At 73.5% G+C, this 18,519-nt stretch carries 15 protein-coding genes; 11 read left to right on the top strand and 4 right to left on the bottom strand.

Annotated features, from left to right (window positions below; all coding sequences use genetic code 11):
• Positions 1–128 precede the first annotated feature (128 nt).
• Both ACZ63H_RS22190 and ACZ63H_RS22185 read left to right on the top strand, forming a co-directional pair.
• Positions 129–1,463 carry a hemolysin family protein gene (locus ACZ63H_RS22190; protein WP_469867544.1) on the top strand — a complete coding sequence of 445 codons (1,335 nt, stop codon included), beginning with the start codon at positions 129–131 and terminating at the stop codon, positions 1,461–1,463.
• The gene (locus ACZ63H_RS22185; RefSeq protein ID WP_469867542.1) at positions 1,460–2,530 is read left to right on the top strand and encodes a hemolysin family protein; all 1,071 of its coding nucleotides are present in this window, start codon (positions 1,460–1,462) and stop codon (positions 2,528–2,530) included. Before ACZ63H_RS22190 ends, ACZ63H_RS22185 begins: the two co-directional genes overlap by 4 nt.
• A 9-nt stretch (positions 2,531–2,539) precedes the next feature.
• Here ACZ63H_RS22185 and ACZ63H_RS22180 read toward each other — a convergent pair whose 3' ends face one another.
• Both ACZ63H_RS22180 and ACZ63H_RS22175 read right to left on the bottom strand, forming a co-directional pair.
• Entirely contained in the window at positions 2,540–4,405 is a 1,866-nt protein-coding gene (locus ACZ63H_RS22180; protein ID WP_469867540.1) for an AAA family ATPase, read from the bottom strand.
• A 427-nt stretch (positions 4,406–4,832) separates the two neighbouring features.
• On the bottom strand, positions 4,833–5,495 hold the full coding sequence (locus ACZ63H_RS22175; RefSeq protein WP_469867538.1) for a uridine kinase family protein: 663 nt from the start codon (positions 5,493–5,495) through the stop codon (positions 4,833–4,835).
• A 293-nt stretch (positions 5,496–5,788) separates the two neighbouring features.
• On the opposite strand from ACZ63H_RS22175, the gene ACZ63H_RS22170 reads away from it, so the two are divergent.
• The 4 genes from ACZ63H_RS22170 to ACZ63H_RS22155 all read left to right on the top strand — a co-directional run bounded on the left by ACZ63H_RS22170 (position 5,789) and on the right by ACZ63H_RS22155 (position 10,193).
• Entirely contained in the window at positions 5,789–6,745 is a 957-nt protein-coding gene (locus ACZ63H_RS22170; protein ID WP_469867612.1) for a hypothetical protein, read from the top strand.
• 91 nt (positions 6,746–6,836) lie between these two features.
• Positions 6,837–8,375: an amino acid permease gene (locus ACZ63H_RS22165; RefSeq protein ID WP_469867536.1), complete on the top strand. Its 1,539-nt coding sequence runs from the start codon at positions 6,837–6,839 to the stop codon at positions 8,373–8,375.
• A gap of 214 nt (positions 8,376–8,589) precedes the next feature.
• Entirely contained in the window at positions 8,590–9,945 is a 1,356-nt protein-coding gene (locus ACZ63H_RS22160) for a peptidase C39 family protein (protein WP_469867534.1), read from the top strand.
• A gap of 107 nt (positions 9,946–10,052) precedes the next feature.
• A complete protein-coding gene (locus ACZ63H_RS22155; protein ID WP_469867532.1) occupies positions 10,053–10,193 on the top strand; it encodes an SCO1431 family membrane protein in 141 nt (46 codons plus the stop codon).
• Positions 10,194–10,307: 114 nt separating this feature from the next.
• On the opposite strand, the gene ACZ63H_RS22150 is transcribed toward ACZ63H_RS22155, so the two are convergent.
• Positions 10,308–11,540: a glycoside hydrolase family 18 protein gene (locus ACZ63H_RS22150; RefSeq protein ID WP_469867530.1), complete on the bottom strand. Its 1,233-nt coding sequence runs from the start codon at positions 11,538–11,540 to the stop codon at positions 10,308–10,310.
• A gap of 325 nt (positions 11,541–11,865) precedes the next feature.
• Between ACZ63H_RS22150 and ACZ63H_RS22145 the strand changes: the two genes are divergently transcribed.
• On the top strand, positions 11,866–13,041 hold the full coding sequence (locus ACZ63H_RS22145; RefSeq protein ID WP_469867528.1) for an acyl-CoA dehydrogenase family protein: 1,176 nt from the start codon (positions 11,866–11,868) through the stop codon (positions 13,039–13,041).
• 543 nt (positions 13,042–13,584) lie between these two features.
• Here the strand turns inward: ACZ63H_RS22145 and ACZ63H_RS22140 are convergent.
• Positions 13,585–14,019: a hypothetical protein gene (locus ACZ63H_RS22140; RefSeq protein ID WP_469867526.1), complete on the bottom strand. Its 435-nt coding sequence runs from the start codon at positions 14,017–14,019 to the stop codon at positions 13,585–13,587.
• Between the two features lie 234 nt (positions 14,020–14,253).
• Between ACZ63H_RS22140 and ACZ63H_RS22135 the strand changes: the two genes are divergently transcribed.
• The 4 genes from ACZ63H_RS22135 to fxsA all read left to right on the top strand — a co-directional run bounded on the left by ACZ63H_RS22135 (position 14,254) and on the right by fxsA (position 18,356).
• On the top strand, positions 14,254–14,694 hold the full coding sequence (locus ACZ63H_RS22135; RefSeq protein WP_067046457.1) for an Lrp/AsnC family transcriptional regulator: 441 nt from the start codon (positions 14,254–14,256) through the stop codon (positions 14,692–14,694).
• Between the two features lie 86 nt (positions 14,695–14,780).
• The gene (locus tag ACZ63H_RS22130; protein ID WP_469867524.1) at positions 14,781–16,388 is read left to right on the top strand and encodes an amidohydrolase; all 1,608 of its coding nucleotides are present in this window, start codon (positions 14,781–14,783) and stop codon (positions 16,386–16,388) included.
• 551 nt (positions 16,389–16,939) lie between these two features.
• Positions 16,940–17,731 (top strand): polyprenol monophosphomannose synthase, encoded by a 792-nt coding sequence (locus ACZ63H_RS22125; RefSeq protein ID WP_469867522.1) that lies wholly within the window; start codon positions 16,940–16,942, stop codon positions 17,729–17,731.
• A 70-nt stretch (positions 17,732–17,801) separates the two neighbouring features.
• The gene (gene fxsA, locus ACZ63H_RS22120; protein WP_469867520.1) at positions 17,802–18,356 is read left to right on the top strand and encodes an FxsA family membrane protein; all 555 of its coding nucleotides are present in this window, start codon (positions 17,802–17,804) and stop codon (positions 18,354–18,356) included.
• Positions 18,357–18,519 lie beyond the last annotated feature (163 nt).

Below are 18,519 nucleotides of genomic sequence, written 5' to 3'. Positions count from 1 at the left end.
CGCCCCTGCGTGCCGCCCGGTGCACAGGGGTTCCTGCTACCCGAGGAGTGACCCCCTCCGGCGATGGACGGATCGTCCTGTAGTACCCGCGCCACCCCTGCCCGACATAACGGCGAGGCGGTGGCCGCGTGACCATCCCCTTGCTGCTGCTCGCCGCGGCCTTCCTGCTGATCCTCGCCAACGGATTCTTCGTGGCGGCCGAGTTCGGCCTCGTCACGGTCGAGCGCCCGGACGCCGAGAAGGCCGCCGCCGACGGCGACCCGCGCGCCCGCACCGTCGTGGAATCGCTGAAGGAGCTGTCCTTCCAGCTCTCCGGCACCCAGCTCGGCATCACCATCACCTCCCTGGTCGTCGGCATGCTCGCCGAACCCGCCCTGGCCGAGCTGCTGCGCGGCCCGTTCGCGGCGCTCGGCATCCCCGACGGGGCCGCCTCCGGCGTCGCGGTGGTGACCGGCATGCTGCTGGCCTCCGCGATCCAGATGGTGATCGGCGAACTCGTGCCCAAGAACTGGGCGGTCTCCCGGCCGCTGCAGGTCGCCCGCTTCGTGGCCGGCCCGCAGCACCGCTTCGCCCTGCTGTTCCGCCCGGTGATCTCCGCGCTGAACACGGTCGCCAACCGGCTGGTCCGCGCCCTCGGCGTGGAACCCGCCGAGGAGCTGGCCTCCGCCCGCACCCCCGGCGAACTCGTCTCGCTGGCCCGGCACTCCGCCCTGGCCGGCGCCCTGGAACAGGACACGGCCGACCTGTTCGTGCGCACCCTGTCCCTGGGCGAGCTGACCGCACAGCACGTGATGACCCCCCGCGTGAAGGTCAGCGCGTTGCAGGACTCGGCCACCGCCGAGGACGTCGTCAACCTGACCCGGGCCACCGGCCTGTCCCGCTTCCCCGTCTACCGGGAGAAGATCGACGAGATCGTCGGCATGGCCCACCTCAAGGACGCGCTGGCGGTCCCGGCCCGCGACCGGCTGCGCACCCCGGTCGGCCGCATCGCCCGCAAGGCGCTCCTGGTCCCCGAGACCCTGCCGGTGCAGCCCTTGCTGGCCCGGCTGCGCAGCGAGCAGCCCATCGCGGTCGTCGTGGACGAGTACGGCGGCACGGCCGGCGTGGTCACCCTGGAGGACATCGTCGAGGAACTGGTCGGCGAGGTCCGCGACGAGCACGACGCCAAGGACATGCCCGAGCTGGCCCCCGCCCCGCCCGAGGACGGCCGGCCCGCCTGGGACGTGGACGGCGGCTGCCGCGTCGACCTCCTGACGCGCATAGGCCTCAAGGTGCCCGAGGGGCCGTACGAGACCGTCGCCGGACTGGTCGCCGACCTGCTCGGCCGGATCCCGGCCCCCGGCGACCGGGCCGAACTGCCCGGCTGGCGGCTCTCGGTCCGCCAGGTCGGCCACTACCGCGCCGAACGGGTCCGCCTGGTCAGGACGGCCCCGGTGCCCGGAGCGACGGAGGCCGCCCGATGAGCGTTCTGCAACTGCTCTTCGCCGCGCTGCTCGTGCTCGCCAACGGATTCTTCGTCGGCGCCGAGTTCGCGCTGGTCTCCGTCCGCCGCAGCCAGATCGAACCGCTCGGCACCGCCCGGGCCCGCCAGGTGCTGTACGGCCTGGAGCGGCTGCCGCAGATGATGGCCGCCGCCCAGTTCGGCATCACCGTCTGCTCCCTGACGCTCGGCGCGGTCGCCGAGCCGACGGTGGCGCACCTGCTGGAGCCGGTGTTCGAGTGGATCCACCTGCCGCACGGCATGATCCACCCCCTCGGCTATGTCGTCGCGCTGGCCGCGGTGGTCTTCTTCCACCTGGTCATCGGCGAGATGGTGCCGAAGAACCTGGCCATGGCGGCGCCCGAGAAGGCGGCGCTCTGGCTCAGCCCCGGCCTGGTCTGGTTCGCCCGCCTGTGCAGGCCGGTCACCGCGGCCCTCGGCGCCTGCGCCCAGGGCATCCTGCGGCTGTTCCGGGTGGAGCCGAAGGACGAGGTCGAGGCGGTCGTCACCACCGAGCAGCTCAACCGCCTGCTGGAGGACTCCGGCGAGGCCGGGCTCCTCGACCCCGAGGAGCGCGAGCGGCTGGAGGACGCCCTCGAACTGGGCTCCCGCCCGGTGACCGACGTCCTGCTGCGCCGCGAGTCCCTGGTCACGGTGGAGCCGTCGGTCACCCCGGGCGACATCGTGGAGCTGACCGCCCGCACGGGCTACTCCCGCTTCCCGGTCGCGGCGGCCGGCAAGGGCCCCTTCATGGGGTACGTGCACGTCAAGGACGTCCTCGACCTGGAGGACTCCGACCGGGCCGTGCCGCAGCAGGTCTGGCGGCCCATGGCCACGCTCCGCGCCGAGCTGCCGCTCGACGACGCCCTCACCGTGATGCGCCGGGCGGCCACCCACCTGGCCCAGGTGGCCGACGCCTCCGGCCGGATACTGGGCCTGGTCGCCCTGGAGGACGTCCTGGAGACGCTGGTGGGCGAGGTCCGCGACCCGGCGCACCGGGACATGCCGGAACCCCGGGCGAGCGGTGAACCCGAGGAGGCGCTGGCCTAGCCGACGCCCCTAGGAGGAGGGATCCTGCGGCCCCCGGCCCGACAGCACCTCGCCGTAGGCCTGCATCAGGTCGGGCAGCCGCAGGGTCGCCAGGTCCTCCCGGGACAGGGAACCGGCGTACGACGACAGCCGCAGGTCCCGGTACGCGCAGCTCTTCTCGTACAGCGTCCGCAGGAACCGTCCGTTGCCCAGCTCGTCGATCCACCCCTGGTCGACCACGTGCCCGGCGATCGACCGCAGCTCCTCCAGCGCCTCCTCGTCCCACTGGTCGCCGTTGTCCGCGGCGAGCACCTTGCCGATCTCGGTGAGCTCCGGCGGCCGGTACGAGGGGAAGTCCACCCGGGTCGTGAACCGGGAGGACAGTCCGGGGTTGGCGGCGAGCAGGCGGTCCATGCCCTCCGGGTAGCCGGCCAGGATCACCACCAGGTGGTCCCGGTTGTCCTCGGCCCGCTTCAGCAGCACCTGGAGCGCCTCGTCGCCGTAGGCGTCCCCCTTGCCGTACCCGGTATTGGACAGGGAGTACGCCTCGTCCACGAACAGCACCCCGCCGATCGCCGAGTCGATCAGTTCGTTGGCCTTCACGGCCGTCTGCCCCAGGTACTCGCCGACCAGGTCGGCCCGCTGGGCCTCCACGAGGTGGTCGCCGCCGAGCAGTCCCAGGGCGTAGAACACCCGGCCGAGGATGCGCGCGACCGTGGTCTTGCCGGTGCCGGACGGGCCGGAGAAGACGAAGTGCCGCTTGGGCGGCTGCACCGGCAGACCCTGCCCGGCCCGCAGCCGCGCCATGTTCAGCTGCGCGGACAGCGCCTTGACCTGGCGCTTGACCGGCTCCAGGCCCACCATGCGCTCCAGTTCGGCGAGCGCCTGCTCGAGTAGCGCGGGGTCGGTCGGACCGGTGGGGACCGGCGTGGCGGACGCCCCGGGGCCGGTCCTGGTCCGCACCGAGGGATCGGCCGCCGACGGCAGCGGGCCGGCCGGCGGCTCGGGCTCCGGCAGCCTGAGGTCGCGGCCCTCCATGCCGAACAGCGGATCAAACCCGTCGGGGCCGTCCACCGCGTCCTGCCCCGCGCCGGTCAGGGTGATCGCGGCGAGGTCGCCCGCCTCGTCGTACCCGTCGCCCTCGGCGATCGCGGCGAGCCGGGCCGAGGTGTCCATGAAGGCCGGGTCGACCCGGTGCACCGCCCGGTACAGGGGGAGCGCGGCGGCGGACCGCCCCGTCCCCTCGTGCGCCCGCGCCAGCCAGTAGCGCAGCTCCTTGCGCTGCGGCTGCTCGCTGCGGCACCGCATCAGCGCCGCCGACAGCAGGGGTTCGGCCTGGCCGTACATCTCCAGCCGGACCCGGGCCATGCCGCCGAAGAGCCCGGCCTCGATGCCGAGCAGGGGGTCGTCCAGCAGCGGGTCGGTGTGCCGGACCAGCTGCTCCCAGTCCTTGACCAGGTAGGCGCGGCAGGCGTGCAGGAAGCGGACCTGGGCGTCGGTGTCGACCGGGGGCAGCCCGGCCAGGGCGCGGTCCAGCTCGGGCACGTGCCGGCCGTCCAGCCAGTGCGAGGCGTGCGCGAGCAGCAGATCGCGCGGGTTCTCCAGCACCGGCTGCACCCACCAGCCGAGCCAGTACCAGGAGTTGAGGGAACGGCGGTGCCGGGCGCGCTGTTCGCCGAAGCGCTCGCGGTGCCGGAACATGCGCAGCAGCGCGGTGGTGGTGTCGACCCGGAGCGCGTGCAGTCCGAGCCAGGCGTCCGCCATGCCCGGGTCCATCCGCACCGCGGTGCGGAACTCCTCCTCCGCCTGCGGGTAGGCGCCCATCGTGTAGGCGTCCACCCCCCGCAGCCAGGCGAGGTCGGCCGGCGCCTCGGGGCCCTGCGTGCCGAAGTCCATCGTCCCCCCACAGACCTTGCCCCGTGGTTCGCCGCCGGGCGGTCGCCCGACGGCCGCCGCGGTCGAACCGCTGTGCCGCGGACCGGAGTTGCAGGTGCGCGAGGCTCCCGCTCGAAGGTCGCACCGAGGGCATCGTACCCGCGGTGCGGGTGCCTGCCGAAGGGTGCCGCACAGGGCGTTCGGCGAGGTGGGAGCAGACGGGGCGCACGGGGTTTCGTGACCGAGGGTGAGAGGGCCGGTGCGCCGGCGCGGGGAATCGGGGCCCCGCGGGCAGAACGAAGCCCCCGGTCACGGGGGAACAACCGGGGGCTTCGTGTCGGCGGGCGGCTCCGAAAGCCGCACATTGAGAACGTAAGACCTGTACGGGCCCCCGGTCAAGCGAAGTTGAGGTACTGGGGGAACTTCGCCCGCAAGGGTCTTCACAACTTCACCACATTGCGGAGGATCCGTCACCGAGCGTCACATCGGGCCCGGATCCGCGGGTCGCGGACGGTCCCGGGAGCACCTCGTACCCCCCGGTTCGCTGCCGTATCAGGAGATCGGCGTGGGGGCGTGAGGGATCGGTGGCGAAGTGCGCGCGTTCCGCCGCCACCCACCCGTCCCAGAATTCCCGCTGCTCCGCCCCGTCCCGCCGCCGGCCGCGCGCCCAGGACTCCTCCCGGGGCAGCTCCATCCACAGCAGCCGGGCCAGATGGGGCCGCAGCGCCCGGCGGCCGGCGCCGACGCCCTCGAGCAGCACCACGGGCGCGGCCGGCAGCGGGCGGGGACCGCCGAAGGCGCGGGCCCGCCAGTCGTACGGCGTGACGTACCCGCTCCCGCCGCGTCCCAGCGGTTCGATCACCTGGGTCATGAGCCGGCCGGTCCAGTCGAACAGCCGCTCGTGGCTCGCGAAGTCGTCGAGGTGGACCACCGGGGCACCGCCGAGCGCCCGCGCCAGCCGCCCGGCGAACGTCGACTTCCCCGAGCCGGCGTGCCCGTCGACGGCGATCAGCCGGACCGGTCCCAGGGACGGCGGGAGGTCGCGCAGCCGGGCGGCGAGATCGTGAATGGCGGTTCCCGAGGTGTGAGGCGAGGCGGCTGTTTTCCCCATGAAACAGTCTGGTTTCCCGCGAAACAGTCTAGTGGCGCGGTCCCGGGAGGGTGGCCGGGGAGGAACCGGTGGGGAGCCGCCGGTGACCTGCGGGGCGCGGCGGCGCCGGCCGGAGCCGCCGGGCCGGGGAAAGTCCCGTCTTGAATCACCGGCCGGCAGCCAGTCGAAGGCGTCGATAAACAATCCGAATCCGCTGACCGATATGTCGAATTCGGCGTTCCGGGTGTGCCCCACGCTGAGTAAGGTGCCTCCTGCGCAACGTGATGCGCCGCACGCTGGACGGGCAGGGGGACATGGCCGCGGACTTATTCGAAGGGCACTATGTGTGGCATCCGGCGGCCGACGACCGGGTCCTGGCGAGCGTCTGCGTAGACGTGCGCGCCGGGCGCTACCGGTCCGCCGACGAGGCCCTCGCCGACACCCGGACCGACTTCGCGCTGCGCGCCCACCGCTCCCTGGTGCTCGCCTCCGAGGCGGCCGGCACCGATCTCGCGGAGCGCTGGCTCGCCGAGGAACCGACCCCCGAGGCCGCGCTCATGTGGGCGCGGGTGGCCGTGCAGCGCGCGCTGCGGGCCGCCGACGCGCGCGACGAACGCGCCGAGGCGCTGGAGCGGATAGCGCTCACGGCCTGCGACCGGGCCGCCGAGGCGGCCCCCGCCGACCCCACGCCCTGGGTCGCGCGGCTCGCCATGGCCCGGCTGCACCGGCTGCGCGACCCGGCCCCGAAGGGCCTGCTCACCTCCCCGCCCGGCCCCTGGCGGCTGTTCGCGCACATCCTGTCCCTGGACCCCTGGCACCGCGAGGCCCACCACCGGTTCCTGTCCTGTTTCTTCACCCGCCACGGCGGCTCGGTCACCGCCGCCTGGGACGTGGCCGCCTTCCTCAGTCAGCGGGCACCCGCCGAATCCGCCCTGCGGCTGCTGCCCCTGGTGGCCCTGGTGGAGAGCTACAACCCCACCCAACTGCTCGCCGACCGGGCCTGGGAACAGCCCCAGTGGCGCTCCACCGCGCTGGCGATCTACCAGAACTGGCTGCCCACGGTGGCCGGTTACCGCTTCACCCCGGTGCTCGACCTGGCCTACCTCGCGCACGCGCTGGTGATGGGCCAGCGGGAGTTCGAGGCCCGGGCCGTCTTCACCGCGATGGGCCCGTACGCCTCCCGCATGCCCTGGAGCGCCTTCGGCGACCCCGTCGAACAGCTCTCCCGGGCCCGGCGCGCCTGCGGCCTGCCCGTTCCCGGGCCGGGCTGATCCCGCTCGGTGACCCCCGCTTCCCGGTCCGCCCCTCCTGTCCCCCTGTTCCCCCTTGTCCCCCTGTCCCCACCGAGAGAAAGGCCGATCCGTGTCGGAACGGATGTCGACCTCCCGGGCCCGCACCCGGGCCGCGGACACCGTCGTGCTCGACGACGACGCGACGCTGCACGCGATGGGTTATCCGCGCAAGCTCACCCGGCGCTTCAAGGCGTTCGACAATTTCGCGATCTCCTTCACCATCATCAATATCCTCTCGGGCATTTTCTCGTCCTTCGGGTTCGGCATGAACGCGGGCGGCCCGCGCGTTCTCGTGTTCGGCTGGATCGGTGTCTCGCTGATGGTGCTGCTCATCGGCGCGGCCATGGCGGAGGTCGCCTCCGCCTATCCCACCAGCGGCGCCCTCTATTTCTCCGCCGGCAAACTCGCCAAGCGGCACAAGGGCGCCTGGTCCTGGTTCACGGGCTGGCTGAACTTCGTGGGCCAGATCGGCGGCACCGCCGCCACCGGGTACGCCGCGGCCACCTTCATCCAGGTGTTCGTCGCGCTCCAGTGGCCCTCCTATGAGCCGACCGCACACCAGACCGTGCTGATCACGGCCCTGATCATCGTCCTGCAAGGGCTCGCCAACACTTTCACCGTCCAGTTCGTCGCCCTGCTGAACCGCATTTCCGTGTGGTGGCTGCTGATCGGGCTCGTGGTGATCGTCGCCGCGCTGATCGTGATGCCCGACCATCACCAGTCGGCGTCCTTTGTCACGCATTTCGAGAACAACACCGGTTTCACCAGCGGCCTTTACGGCGGCATGCTCGGCCTGCTGGTCACCAGCTGGACCTTCACCGGATTCGACGGCAGCTTCCACATGTCCGAGGAAACCGTCCAGGCGACGGTCAGCGCCCCGAAGGGCATCACCCGTGCCATCGCCTGCTCGGCGATCGCCGGCCTGGTCCTGATGCTGGCACTGGTCTACAGCATCGGCGACTACGCCAAGGTGGCCGGCGCGGCCGCCCCGCCCATCCAGATCCTCATCGACGGCCTCGGACTGCGCACCGCCAAGGTGCTGCTCCTCGTCGTCATCGGCGCGATGCTCTTCTGCGGTCTCGCCAACCTCACCAGCAACACCCGGCAGATCTTCGCCTTCTCCCGGGACGGCGCCATGCCCGGCTCACGCTGGTGGCACTCGGTCTCGCTGCGCACCCGGACGCCGGTGAAGGCCGTGTGGCTCGCGGTCGGCTGCTCGCTGGCGCTGGTGGTGCCCGGCTGGTGGTCGCACACGGCGTTCACCGCCATCGTCAGCGTCAACGTGGTCGGCCTCTTCCTCGCCTACGCCGTGCCGATCTTCCTGCGGCTGCGGCTCGGCGACGCCTTCCAGCCCGGCCCCTGGCACCTGGGCCGCTGGGGCCGGCCGATCGGCTGGCTGGCGGTGGTGTGGATCCTGCTCAGCAGCGTCCTGTTCATGCTCCCGCAGGCCTCGCCGATCACCGTCGACTCCTTCAACTACGCGCCGATCGCGCTCGCCGTCGTCCTGCTGATCGCCACGGTGTGGTGGTTCGCCACGGCCCGCCGCCGCTTCCAGGGGCCGGTGAGCTACGGGCGGCCCGACGAGGTCGCCGCGATGGACCTGGTCTGACCCCTTCCGCGAACGGGGGGCGCGGGGACCGGTCCGGCCCACGCGGCGGGGCCGCGCGCCCGCACGGTCCCCGCGCCCCCGCGGGCACCGCCAGTGGCCGAGACCAATATTCGTGGCGCGGCATGCGCCGAAGTGCTGGCAGCGCGATTCGGCCTGCTCCATAGTTACCGCACCGGACCAGCCCGACTCGGACACCCTGGGGGTCGTCGCGCCCATGAGCCAAGCCCAAGAGCCGTCCCGCAGAACCGTCCTGGCGGTGGCCGTCGCCGCGGCGGTGACCGGCACCGCGGCCCCCGCCGCCGCCGCGCCGCGCTCCCCGTCCGGAGCCCCCGCCCCGGACCGCCCGATCGACTACCACGCCTGGACCACGTACCGCGACTGGCGCTCCGGGACGGCCGAGGGCACCCGGGCCGTCGCCGGACACCGGCCCGGCGTGGTGATCGGCGTTCCCGCCGGCCGCACCGACTACCCCGACCCGCACACCGGCACCACCGCCGCCTGGGAGTACGCCACCTGGACCGGTCCGGCGCACCGGCTCCCCGTGCCCGCGACCGAGGTCGTCGCCTCCTGGAACGCGCACACTCCCGAGGGCACCTGGCTCCAGGTCGAGCTGAGCGGCACCTACTCCGACGGCACCGGCACACCCTGGTACGTGATGGGCCGCTGGGCGTCCGGCGACCAGGACATCAAGCGGACCTCGGTGGACGGCCAGACCGACGGCAGGAGCACCGTCTGGACCGACACCCTCGCCGTCGACGACCCGGGCAGCGGCCTGCGCCTCGCGTCGTACCGGCTGCGCCTGACCCTCTACCGCAGGCCCGGCACGCGGCTGACGCCGACCGTCTGGCGGCTGGGCGCGATGGGCTCCGACATCCCCGACCGCTTCACCGTCCCGGCCTCCACGCCCGGCCTCGCCCAGGAACTGGCCGTCCCGCGTTATTCGCAGGAGATCCACAAGGGGCAGTACCCGGAGTACGACAACGGCGGCGAGGCCTGGTGCAGTCCGACCTCCTCGCAGATGATCGTCGAGTACTGGGGCGGCCGGCTCACCCCCGGGCAACTGTCCTGGGTCGACCCGTCCTACGCCGACCCGCAGGTCTGCCACGCGGCCCGCTCCACCTACGACCACCAGTACGAGGGCTGCGGCAACTGGCCCTTCAACGCCGCCTACGCGGCCACCTTCGAGGGCCTGCAGGGTGTGGTCACCCGGCTCGCCTCCCTGACCGAACTGGAGACGCTGATCGCGGCCGGCATCCCCGCCATCACGTCCCAGTCGTTCCTGAAGAGCGAGTTGACCGGGGCCGGTTACGGCACCGCCGGCCATCTGATGACCGTCATCGGCCTCACGGCCGACGGCGACGTCATCGCCAACGACCCGGCCTCGCCGGCCGACGAGGCGGTACGGCGCGTGTACAAGCGCCGCGAGTGGGAGAACATCTGGCTCCGCACCAAGCGCTACAACGCCTCCGGCAAGATCGCCTCGGGCACCGGGGGGATCTGCTACCTGTACTTCCCGGCCCACCCGACCCCGCACCAGCGCAGGGCCCTCGCGCTCGTGGGCGTGCGCTGAGGGGGTTGTGACCAAGTTCATCGTCGCGCACGCCGTCGCGGGTGGCATGGTGGACGTCAGGGGCGGGGGTTTCAGCCGTATTCGTCCGATGTCTGTGAGTGAACACCATGACCGCACACCCGGCCACCGCCGCCCGCGCCGTCACCGGCGGCCCCCAGGAAGACGGCCCCGAACTGCTCGAACACGTCGTGGGCTGGGTCCTCGTCGCGGTGTTCGCGATGCTCGTGACCCAGCTCGGACTGCTCTGAGGCGACCCGTCGAAGCGACGCCTCGCGGCGCCGGGACGCGTCGCGCCCCGGCCCTCCGCCGCCCGCCCGCCGGGACGGCCGGCGGGCGGGCGGGGCGGAGGACCGGCGCGCGGGCTAGTTGATCGCCTTGATCAGCTCACCGTTCGCGGTGTCGCCGCTCAGCTCCCAGAAGAAGGTGCCGCCCAGACCCTGCTGGTTCTTGTACGTCATCTTCGTGGCGATGGTCGCCGGGGTGTCGTAACTCCACCAGTCGCTGCCGCACTTGGCGTAGGCGGTCCCGGCCACGGTGCCGGTCGCCGGGCACTTGGTCTTGAGCACCTTGTAGTCGTCGATGCCCTGCTCGTACGTGCCGGCCGCCGGACCCGTGGCCGTGCCGCCGGGCGCCGCCTGGGTGACGCCGGTCCAGCCGCGCCCGTAGAAGCCGAGGCCGAGCAGCAGCTTCGAGGCCGGGACGCCGAGGCCCTTGAGCTTGGCGATGGTCGCGGAGGTGTGGTAGTCCGCCTTCGGGATGCCCGAGTAGGAGTTCAGCGGGGAGTGCGGGGCGGTCGGGCCCTTCGCGTCCCAGGCGCCGAAGTAGTCGTAGGTCATCGGGTTGTACCAGTCGACGTACTGGGCGGCCCCGGCGTAGTCCGCCGCGTCGATCTTGCCGCCGGCGGTGGCGTCCGCGGTGATCGCCGCCGTGACCAGGTTCCCGGAGCCGAACTTCGCGCGCACCGCCGCCATCAGGTTGCGGAAGGCGTCCCGCCCGCTGGTGTCACAGGTGTTGCCGCACGCGTTCGGGTACTCCCAGTCGATGTCGATGCCGTCGAAGACACCCGCCCACTTGGAGTTCTTGACCAGGTCGTAGCAGGACTGGGCGAAGGCGGCCGGGTTCTTCGCGGCCTCGCCGAAGCCGTTCGACCAGGTCCAGCCGCCGAAGGACCACAGGACCTTCAGACCCGGGTGCTTCTTCTTCAGCTTCAGCAACTGGTTGAAGTTGCCGCGCAGCGGCTGGTCCCAGGTGTCGGCGACGCCGTCCACGGACTCGGCGGCGGTGTAGGCCCGGTCGGTGGCCGCGTAGGCGTCGCCCATGGCGCACTTGCCGCCGGTGACGTTGCCGAAGGCGTAGTTGATATGGGTCAGCTTGGCCGCGGAGCCCGAGGTCTCGATGTTCTTGACGTAGTACTTGCGGTCGTAGGTGCCCCATTCGGTGAAGTAGCCGACGACCTTGGAGCCGGCCGCGGCCTCGGGGGCGCTCGGGGCCGCCGCGGTGGCGGTGCCCGTCCCGGCCAGCAGGCCGGCGCCGAGGACGGCGGTACACGCGGCCGACACAAGGGTCCGGACGAGCGAGCGGTGGGGAGAGTGCATCGGGTGTCTCCTCGTGGGGGAGGGGAAAGCGCGCCGATTGGCATGAACGCGGTAAGGCGTGGGCTGCACAGTAGGAGGACTAGACCAGTAGGTCAATGGTTCGGACCAATTTCACCGACGAGTGAAGTCCGCGCGGGAATCCTGAAGTGAGCGGTCGTTAACTGGTGACGGGAGGTCGGCGATCGGGCATACTCACAGCGCATGCCGCTGGTCAGCAGCTTCCGAGACCCGGGAGCGGGCGCCTCGGCACAGCGGAACGATCAGGCGGAGCCGCCCCCACCACGGGCCCTCCCGCCGGTGTCCGAACAGGGAGGAGCCCGACGCCATGTCCGACCGCGACCCGCAGCCGGTGGAGCGTCAACTGCCCACGGAGGAGGCGAGGGACCTGCTCGCCCTCGTCCGCGAGATCGCCCAGCGCGAGATCGCGCCGAAGGCCGCGGAGGAGGAGGACGCCGGACGCTTCCCGCGCGAGGTCTTCACCCTGCTCTCCGAGTCCGGCCTGCTCGGCCTGCCCTACCCGGCCGAGTACGGCGGCGGCGACCAGCCGTACGAGGTGTACCTCCAGGTGCTGGAGGAACTGGCCACGGCCCGGCTCACCGTCGGCCTCGGCGTCAGCGTGCACACGCTCGCGTCCTACGCGCTCGCCACCTACGGCAGCAAGCAGCAGCAGGTCGAGCACCTGCCCGCGATGCTGGGCGGCGGCCTGCTCGGCGCCTACTGCCTGTCCGAGCCGTCCTCCGGCTCCGACGCCGCCTCCCTGCGCACCAAGGCCGTCCGCGAGGGCGGGGGGGAGTGGGTGATCGACGGGACCAAGGCATGGATCACCCACGGCGGCATCGCCGACTTCTACACCGTGCTGGCCCGCACCGGCGAGGACGGCCCGCGCGGCATCACCGCCTTCCTCGTGCCCGGCGACGCGCCCGGCCTGAGCGGCGCGGCACCCGAGCGGAAGATGGGCCTGAAGGGCTCGCCCACCGCCCAGGTCCACCTCGACGGCGTCCGCGTCCCGGACGGCAGGCGCATCGGCGAGGAGGGTCAGGGCTTCTCCATCGCGCTGTCGGCGCTCGACTCGGGCCGGCTCGGCATCGCGGCCTGCGCCGTCGGCCTCGCCCAGGCCGCCCTGGACGAGGCGGTCCGGTACGCCGTACAGCGCCGCCAGTTCGGCCGGCCCATCGCCGACTTCCAGGGCCTGCGCTTCATGCTCGCCGACATGGCCACCCAGATCGAGGCGGGCCGCGCGCTGTACCTCGCCGCCGCCCGGCTGCGGGACGCGGGCCGGCCGTTCGCCAAGCAGGCCGCCATGGCCAAGCTGCACTGCACCGACACCGCGATGAAGGTCACCACGGACGCGGTGCAGGTCCTGGGCGGCTACGGCTACACCGCCGACTTCCCGGCCGAACGCTACATGCGGGAGGCGAAGGTCCTGCAGATCGTCGAGGGCACCAACCAGATCCAGCGGATGGTCATCGCCCGCCACGTGGCGGGTCCGGAAGGCCGCTGAACCGGCCCGCGGGCACCCGTCGGGGCCGCGGGCCCGGCCCGCTCCGGGCCGCGGCGGCCCGGCAGGGTGCGGCCCGCACCGCCTCCCCGTGGATCGGCGGATCCCGGGCCGGGGACGGCCCAGGCATGCGGGCCGGGCGGGAAACGAAGGGGCGGCGCCGCCACCCGGTCGCGGGAACGTCCGGGCGCACCCGGGCAGCGCGCCGACGGCCGGCAGGTCACCCGCCGGCGCGATCGAGCGTCGGTCCACCGGGGCGACCGGCCACACGCGGTGGACGGCGCCGGCCGCGAGCACCTGGACGCGTGCGTGATCGGACCGCCGGCCCGGCCGCACGACCGACTGCCGCCGCCCGGCGCGGGGTTCGGCCCCGCCCGGGCGGGACCGGAGCGCGTCCCGGGGGCCGACGGTCTCCTCCGCCATCCCTCCCGGCGGACCGTGCGGCACGTCGTCCGCCGCCGCTCCCGCGTGCCCGGGCACGCCGATCCCGCACCACGGCGGTCTGCGCGCCATGGTGCGGGGCGGATACGGGGAGGGCGGGCCGGCTCAGGCGGCCTGGCGGCGCATCTCCGGCACGCGCATCGGGCGCGAGCCCGGGCCGCCGACGTGCGAGAAGGGCTGCGTCCGCCAGTTCAGACCCTGGGGGAGCGTGAGCAGCAGCGCGGTGTCCTGCTCCTGCGGCTCGACGGACTCGTCCGCGGGGCGGGCGTCGGCCGCCGGACGGCCCGTGCCCGCGCACACCGTGAGCCCGAACGGGTTCCACGGCGAGGCGCACAGCGCGTGCTCCGGCAGGAACTCCTCGTCCGCCAGCAGCGCGATCGGCTGCGCGCAGTCCGGGCAGATCACCCGGTACATCTCGAAGGTGTCGTAGGCGTCCAGTTCCTCGTCGTAGACGTCGGGTTCGACGCCCTCCGGCTCGGGCTCGGCGACCGGCTGGGGCCGCGCGGACGCGGATCGACCAGGGCGATGGGTACTCTGCATGGGATTCTCCCCCTAAGGCTGGGCCGTGACGGCACTGCGGCCTCGACCACACCAAGCACTTCCCGTCAGTCCTCCGCGGTAATCACGAGAACATCACGGAGCCCGCCCCAGTCGTGTGGCTTTCGTCACATGCCAGGCGCAGGTGCCCGTCCCCGCGCCTTTTCCGGACGACGGGGCATGACCTGCGTCTCCGAGGTATCCGTGGAGATCAAGCGCACTGTAGGTTGTGGCGGCATGGAGGAGCTGGACCGTCAGATCGTGCAGCTGCTCGTCAAGGACGGGCGGATGAGCTACACAGACCTGGGCAAGGCCACGGGCCTGTCCACGTCGGCCGTGCACCAGCGGGTGCGCCGGCTCGAACAGCGTGGCGTCATCCGCGGCTATGCCGCGGTCGTCGACCCCGAGGCCGTCGGGTTGCCGCTGACCGCGTTCATCTCGGTGAAACCGTTCGACCCCAGCGCCCCCGACGACATCGCGGACCGCCTGGCCGGCGTCCCCGAGATCGAGGCGTGCCACAGCGTGGCCGGCGACGAGAACTACATCCTCAAGGTGCGCGTGGCCACCCCGCACGAACTGGAGGAACTGCTGGCCCGGCTGCGGTCGCTGGCGGGAGTGTCGACGCGGACGACGGTGGTCCTCTCGACCCCGTACGAGGCCCGCCCGCCGAAGATCTGACGACGGCCGGCACGGCGGCGCTCCCGGCGCCCCGTCGGCGTGCCCCCGGTGCGGCCCGCATTCGGCGCCGGGAGAAACTGTCGGCTATGAGCAACCGCACCGCCGAGCCCCCCCAGACCGTCCTGCTCCGCCGCGGCGAGGTGCACAGCCCCGCCGACCCCTTCGCGACGGCGATGGTCGTCGAGGCGGGCCACGTCGCCTGGGTCGGCTCCGAGGGCGCCGCCGACGCCTTCGCCGACGGCGTCGACGAGGTGGTCGACCTCGACGGCGCCCTGGTCACCCCGGCCTTCACCGACGCCCATGTGCACACCACCGCCACCGGCCTCGCCCTGACCGGCCTCGACCTGTCCGGCGCCCCCTCGCTGCAGGCGGCCCTCGCGCGGATCCGCGAGTTCGCCGCCGCCCGCCCCGGCGACCGGGTCCTGCTGGGCCACGGCTGGGACGCCGCACGCTGGCCCGGCGGCCGGCCGCCGGCCCGCGCGGAGCTGGACGAGGCGACCGGCGGACGCCCGCTGTACCTCTCCCGCATCGACGTGCACTCGGCGGTCGTCAGCACCGCCCTGCTGGACCTGGCCGGCGCCGACGTGCCGCGCGACGACGCCCCGCTCACCCGGGACGCCCACCACACCGTGCGGCAGGCCGCCCTCGGCGCCATCACGCCCGCCCAGCGCGAGGAGGCCCAGCGCGCCGCGCTGGCGCACGCCGCCTCCCTCGGCATCGGCACCGTGCACGAGTGCGGCGGCCCCCACATCTCCTCCGAGGACGACTTCACCGGCCTGCTGCGGCTCGCCGCCGGTACGCCGGGCCCCCGCGTGGTCGGCTACTGGGCCGAGCAGGACACCGCCAAGGCCCGCGAGCTGGGCGCGGCCGGCGCGGCGGGCGACCTGTTCGCCGACGGCGCCCTCGGCTCGCACACCGCCTGCCTGCACGAGCCGTACGCCGACGCCGCCCACACCGGCGCCGCCTACCTGGACGCCGGCGCCGTCGCCGCCCATGTGGCGGCCTGCACCGAGGCGGGTCTCCAGGCCGGCTTCCACGCCATCGGCGACGCCGCAGTGGCCGCCGTCGTCGAGGGCGTGCGCGCCGCCGCCGAGAAGGTGGGCCCGGCCCGCGTCCGTGCCGCCCGGCACCGCGTCGAGCACGCCGAGATGCTGAGCCCCGAGACCGTCGCCGGCTTCGCCGAGCTGGGCCTGATCGCCTCCGTCCAGCCCGCCTTCGACGCGCTGTGGGGCGGCGAGGACGGCATGTACGCCCGGCGCCTGGGCGCCGAGCGGGCCCGCACCCTCAACCCGTTCGCCGCGCTGCTGCGGGCCGGCGTACCGCTGGCGTTCGGCTCGGACAGCCCCGTCACCCCGCTCGATCCGTGGGGCACGGTCCGCGCCGCCGCCTTCCACCGCACGCCCGAGCACCGGATCTCGGTCCGGGCCGCGTTCACCGCGCACACCCGCGGCGGCTGGCGGGCCGTCGGCCGGGACGACGCGGGCGTCCTGGTCCCCGGCGCCCCCGCCGACTACGCCGTCTGGCGCACGGACCGGCTGGTGGTGCAGGCCCCCGACGACCGGGTGGCCCGCTGGTCCACCGACCCGCGCTCCGGCACCCCCGGCCTGCCCGACCTCACCCCGGGCCGTGACCTGCCGGTCTGCCTGCGCACCGTGGTGGGCGGACGGACGGTGTTCGTACGGCCGGGCGAGTGATCTCCCGGGGTGGCGAGGCCCCCGCCGGCCGCCGCGGCCCCGCCGCCCCACCTGCGCATCCTCCCCGCCGTCCGCCGAGCCGGGGCCGTCGCCCCAGCTCAGCGGTCTGTTGACAGTCGGCGCCCGGGGGCCGGTAGGTTCGGCCGGGTCCACCACCGGACGCCCACCGGGGCCGTTCGCAGGGCTCGTGGCAGCGCCGCTGGGTCGGGGACGGTGTACCGCACCGGGGCACCGCCACCGGGATCCATGCCCAGCTCCCGCGCCGGCGAGGGAACGTCCCGGCCGGCCGGTGCGACCCGGGTGGGGCCCGGGCGCTCCCTAGACAACGGCTTTCGGTAGATCCGCAGCCAGCGGGTCCCAGGTCGGCCCGAAGGGCGCCGGGCCCCACCCGCCGTGGCGGAGAGCCGCCCGGAGCGCCGCGGGAAGATACCGAAAATCATCACTCTTACCCCGCTCCCGGGCATTCGACACCACCTGATGCCCGCGCCGTCGCGTCTTCCCAGGCCGCGGCCACTATGGTGGACCCCTGCGTACGACATGAAGGGGCAGCAGTGAACGACGGCGACGGGACCCTCGCGGCCAAGGCCCAGGGGAGGCAGTTCGGTCCGCTCGGCACGGCCTTGGTGATCATCCCGACCTACAACGAGGCGGAGAACATCAAGTCCATCGTCGGCCGGGTGCGCAAGGCCGTCCCCGAGGCGCACGTACTGATCGCGGACGACAACAGCCCCGACGGCACCGGCAAGCTCGCCGACGAACTGGCCGCCGCGGACGACCACGTCCGGGTGCTGCACCGCAAGGGCAAGGAGGGCCTGGGCGCCGCCTACCTGGCGGGCTTCCGCTGGGGCCTGGAGCACGACTACGGCGTGCTGATCGAGATGGACGCCGACGGCTCCCACCAGCCCGAGGAACTGCCCCGGCTGCTCACCGCCCTCAAGGGCGCCGACCTGGTCCTCGGCTCGCGCTGGGTGCCCGGCGGCCGGGTGGTGAACTGGCCCAAGTCCCGGGAGTTCCTCTCGCGGGGCGGCTCCACGTACTCGCGCCTCATGCTCGACGTGCCGATCCGGGACGTGACGGGCGGCTTCCGGGCCTTCCGCCGGGAGACGCTGGAGGGCCTCGGCCTGGGCGAGGTCGCCTCGCAGGGCTACTGCTTCCAGGTCGACCTGGCCCGCCGCGCGGTCAAGGCCGGCTACCACGTCGTCGAGGTGCCCATCACCTTCGTCGAGCGCGAGCTGGGCGATTCCAAGATGAGCCGGGACATCGTGGTCGAGGCCCTGTGGCGGGTCACCGCCTGGGGCGTCGGCGACCGCGTCGGCCGGTTCACCGGCAAGGACAGGACCTAGCACACCGGTCACGGCCCCGGCCGGTCACTCCCTTATCCGGTGCTGAGCCCCGCCCGGGCACACTGGTGGTATGACGACTGGCGCTCCGACCTCCCCGTACCCCGCCCGCCGCCGCTCCCGGCTGCGCAGGTATCTGCCGCTCGGCGTCGCCGCGTGGCTGGTGCTGGAGATCTGGCTGCTGACCGTGGTCGCGGGCGCGGCCGGCGGTCCGACGGTGTTCCTGCTGCTCGTCGCGGGCCTCGTGGCCGGCTCGGCCGTGATCAAGCGGGCGGGCCGCCGCGCCTTCGCGAACCTGAACGAGGCCGTGCGCCAGGGCGGCTCGCCGGCCCGCGGCGGCGGCAACGGCCTGATGATGCTCGGCGGTCTGCTGCTGATCATCCCGGGCCTGGTCTCGGACGCGGCGGGGCTGCTCCTGCTGCTCCCGCCGGTCCAGCGCGCGGTGAGCCGCCTCGCGGAGAACGCCCTGGAGAAGCGCCTGCGCCGGGTCGCCCCGGGCGGTCTGGGGGACGTGTTCCAGCAGGCCCGCATGCACCGCCCCGACGGCAAGGTGGTGCCGGGCGAGGTCATCAGGGACGACGAGCCGTACGACCCGTCGCGGGGCCCCCGCCCGCCGCTGACCCGCTGAGCGGCCCCGTCCGGGCGGACGGCTTCCGCGCCCGCACGTACAACGACCGCGGGGGGGGGGGGGGGGGGGGAGGGGGGGGGGGGGGGGGGGGTGGGGGGGGGTGTGGGGCGGGGTAGGCCATGGCGGGGGAGGGGGGGCCTTATGGTCGTCTCTGGGGTGGGCA

The organism is Streptomyces sp. NPDC104831 (genome assembly GCF_055583025.1).
Note: the sequence above shows the minus strand (reverse complement) of the source record. Positions and strands in the feature narration are given on the sequence as shown.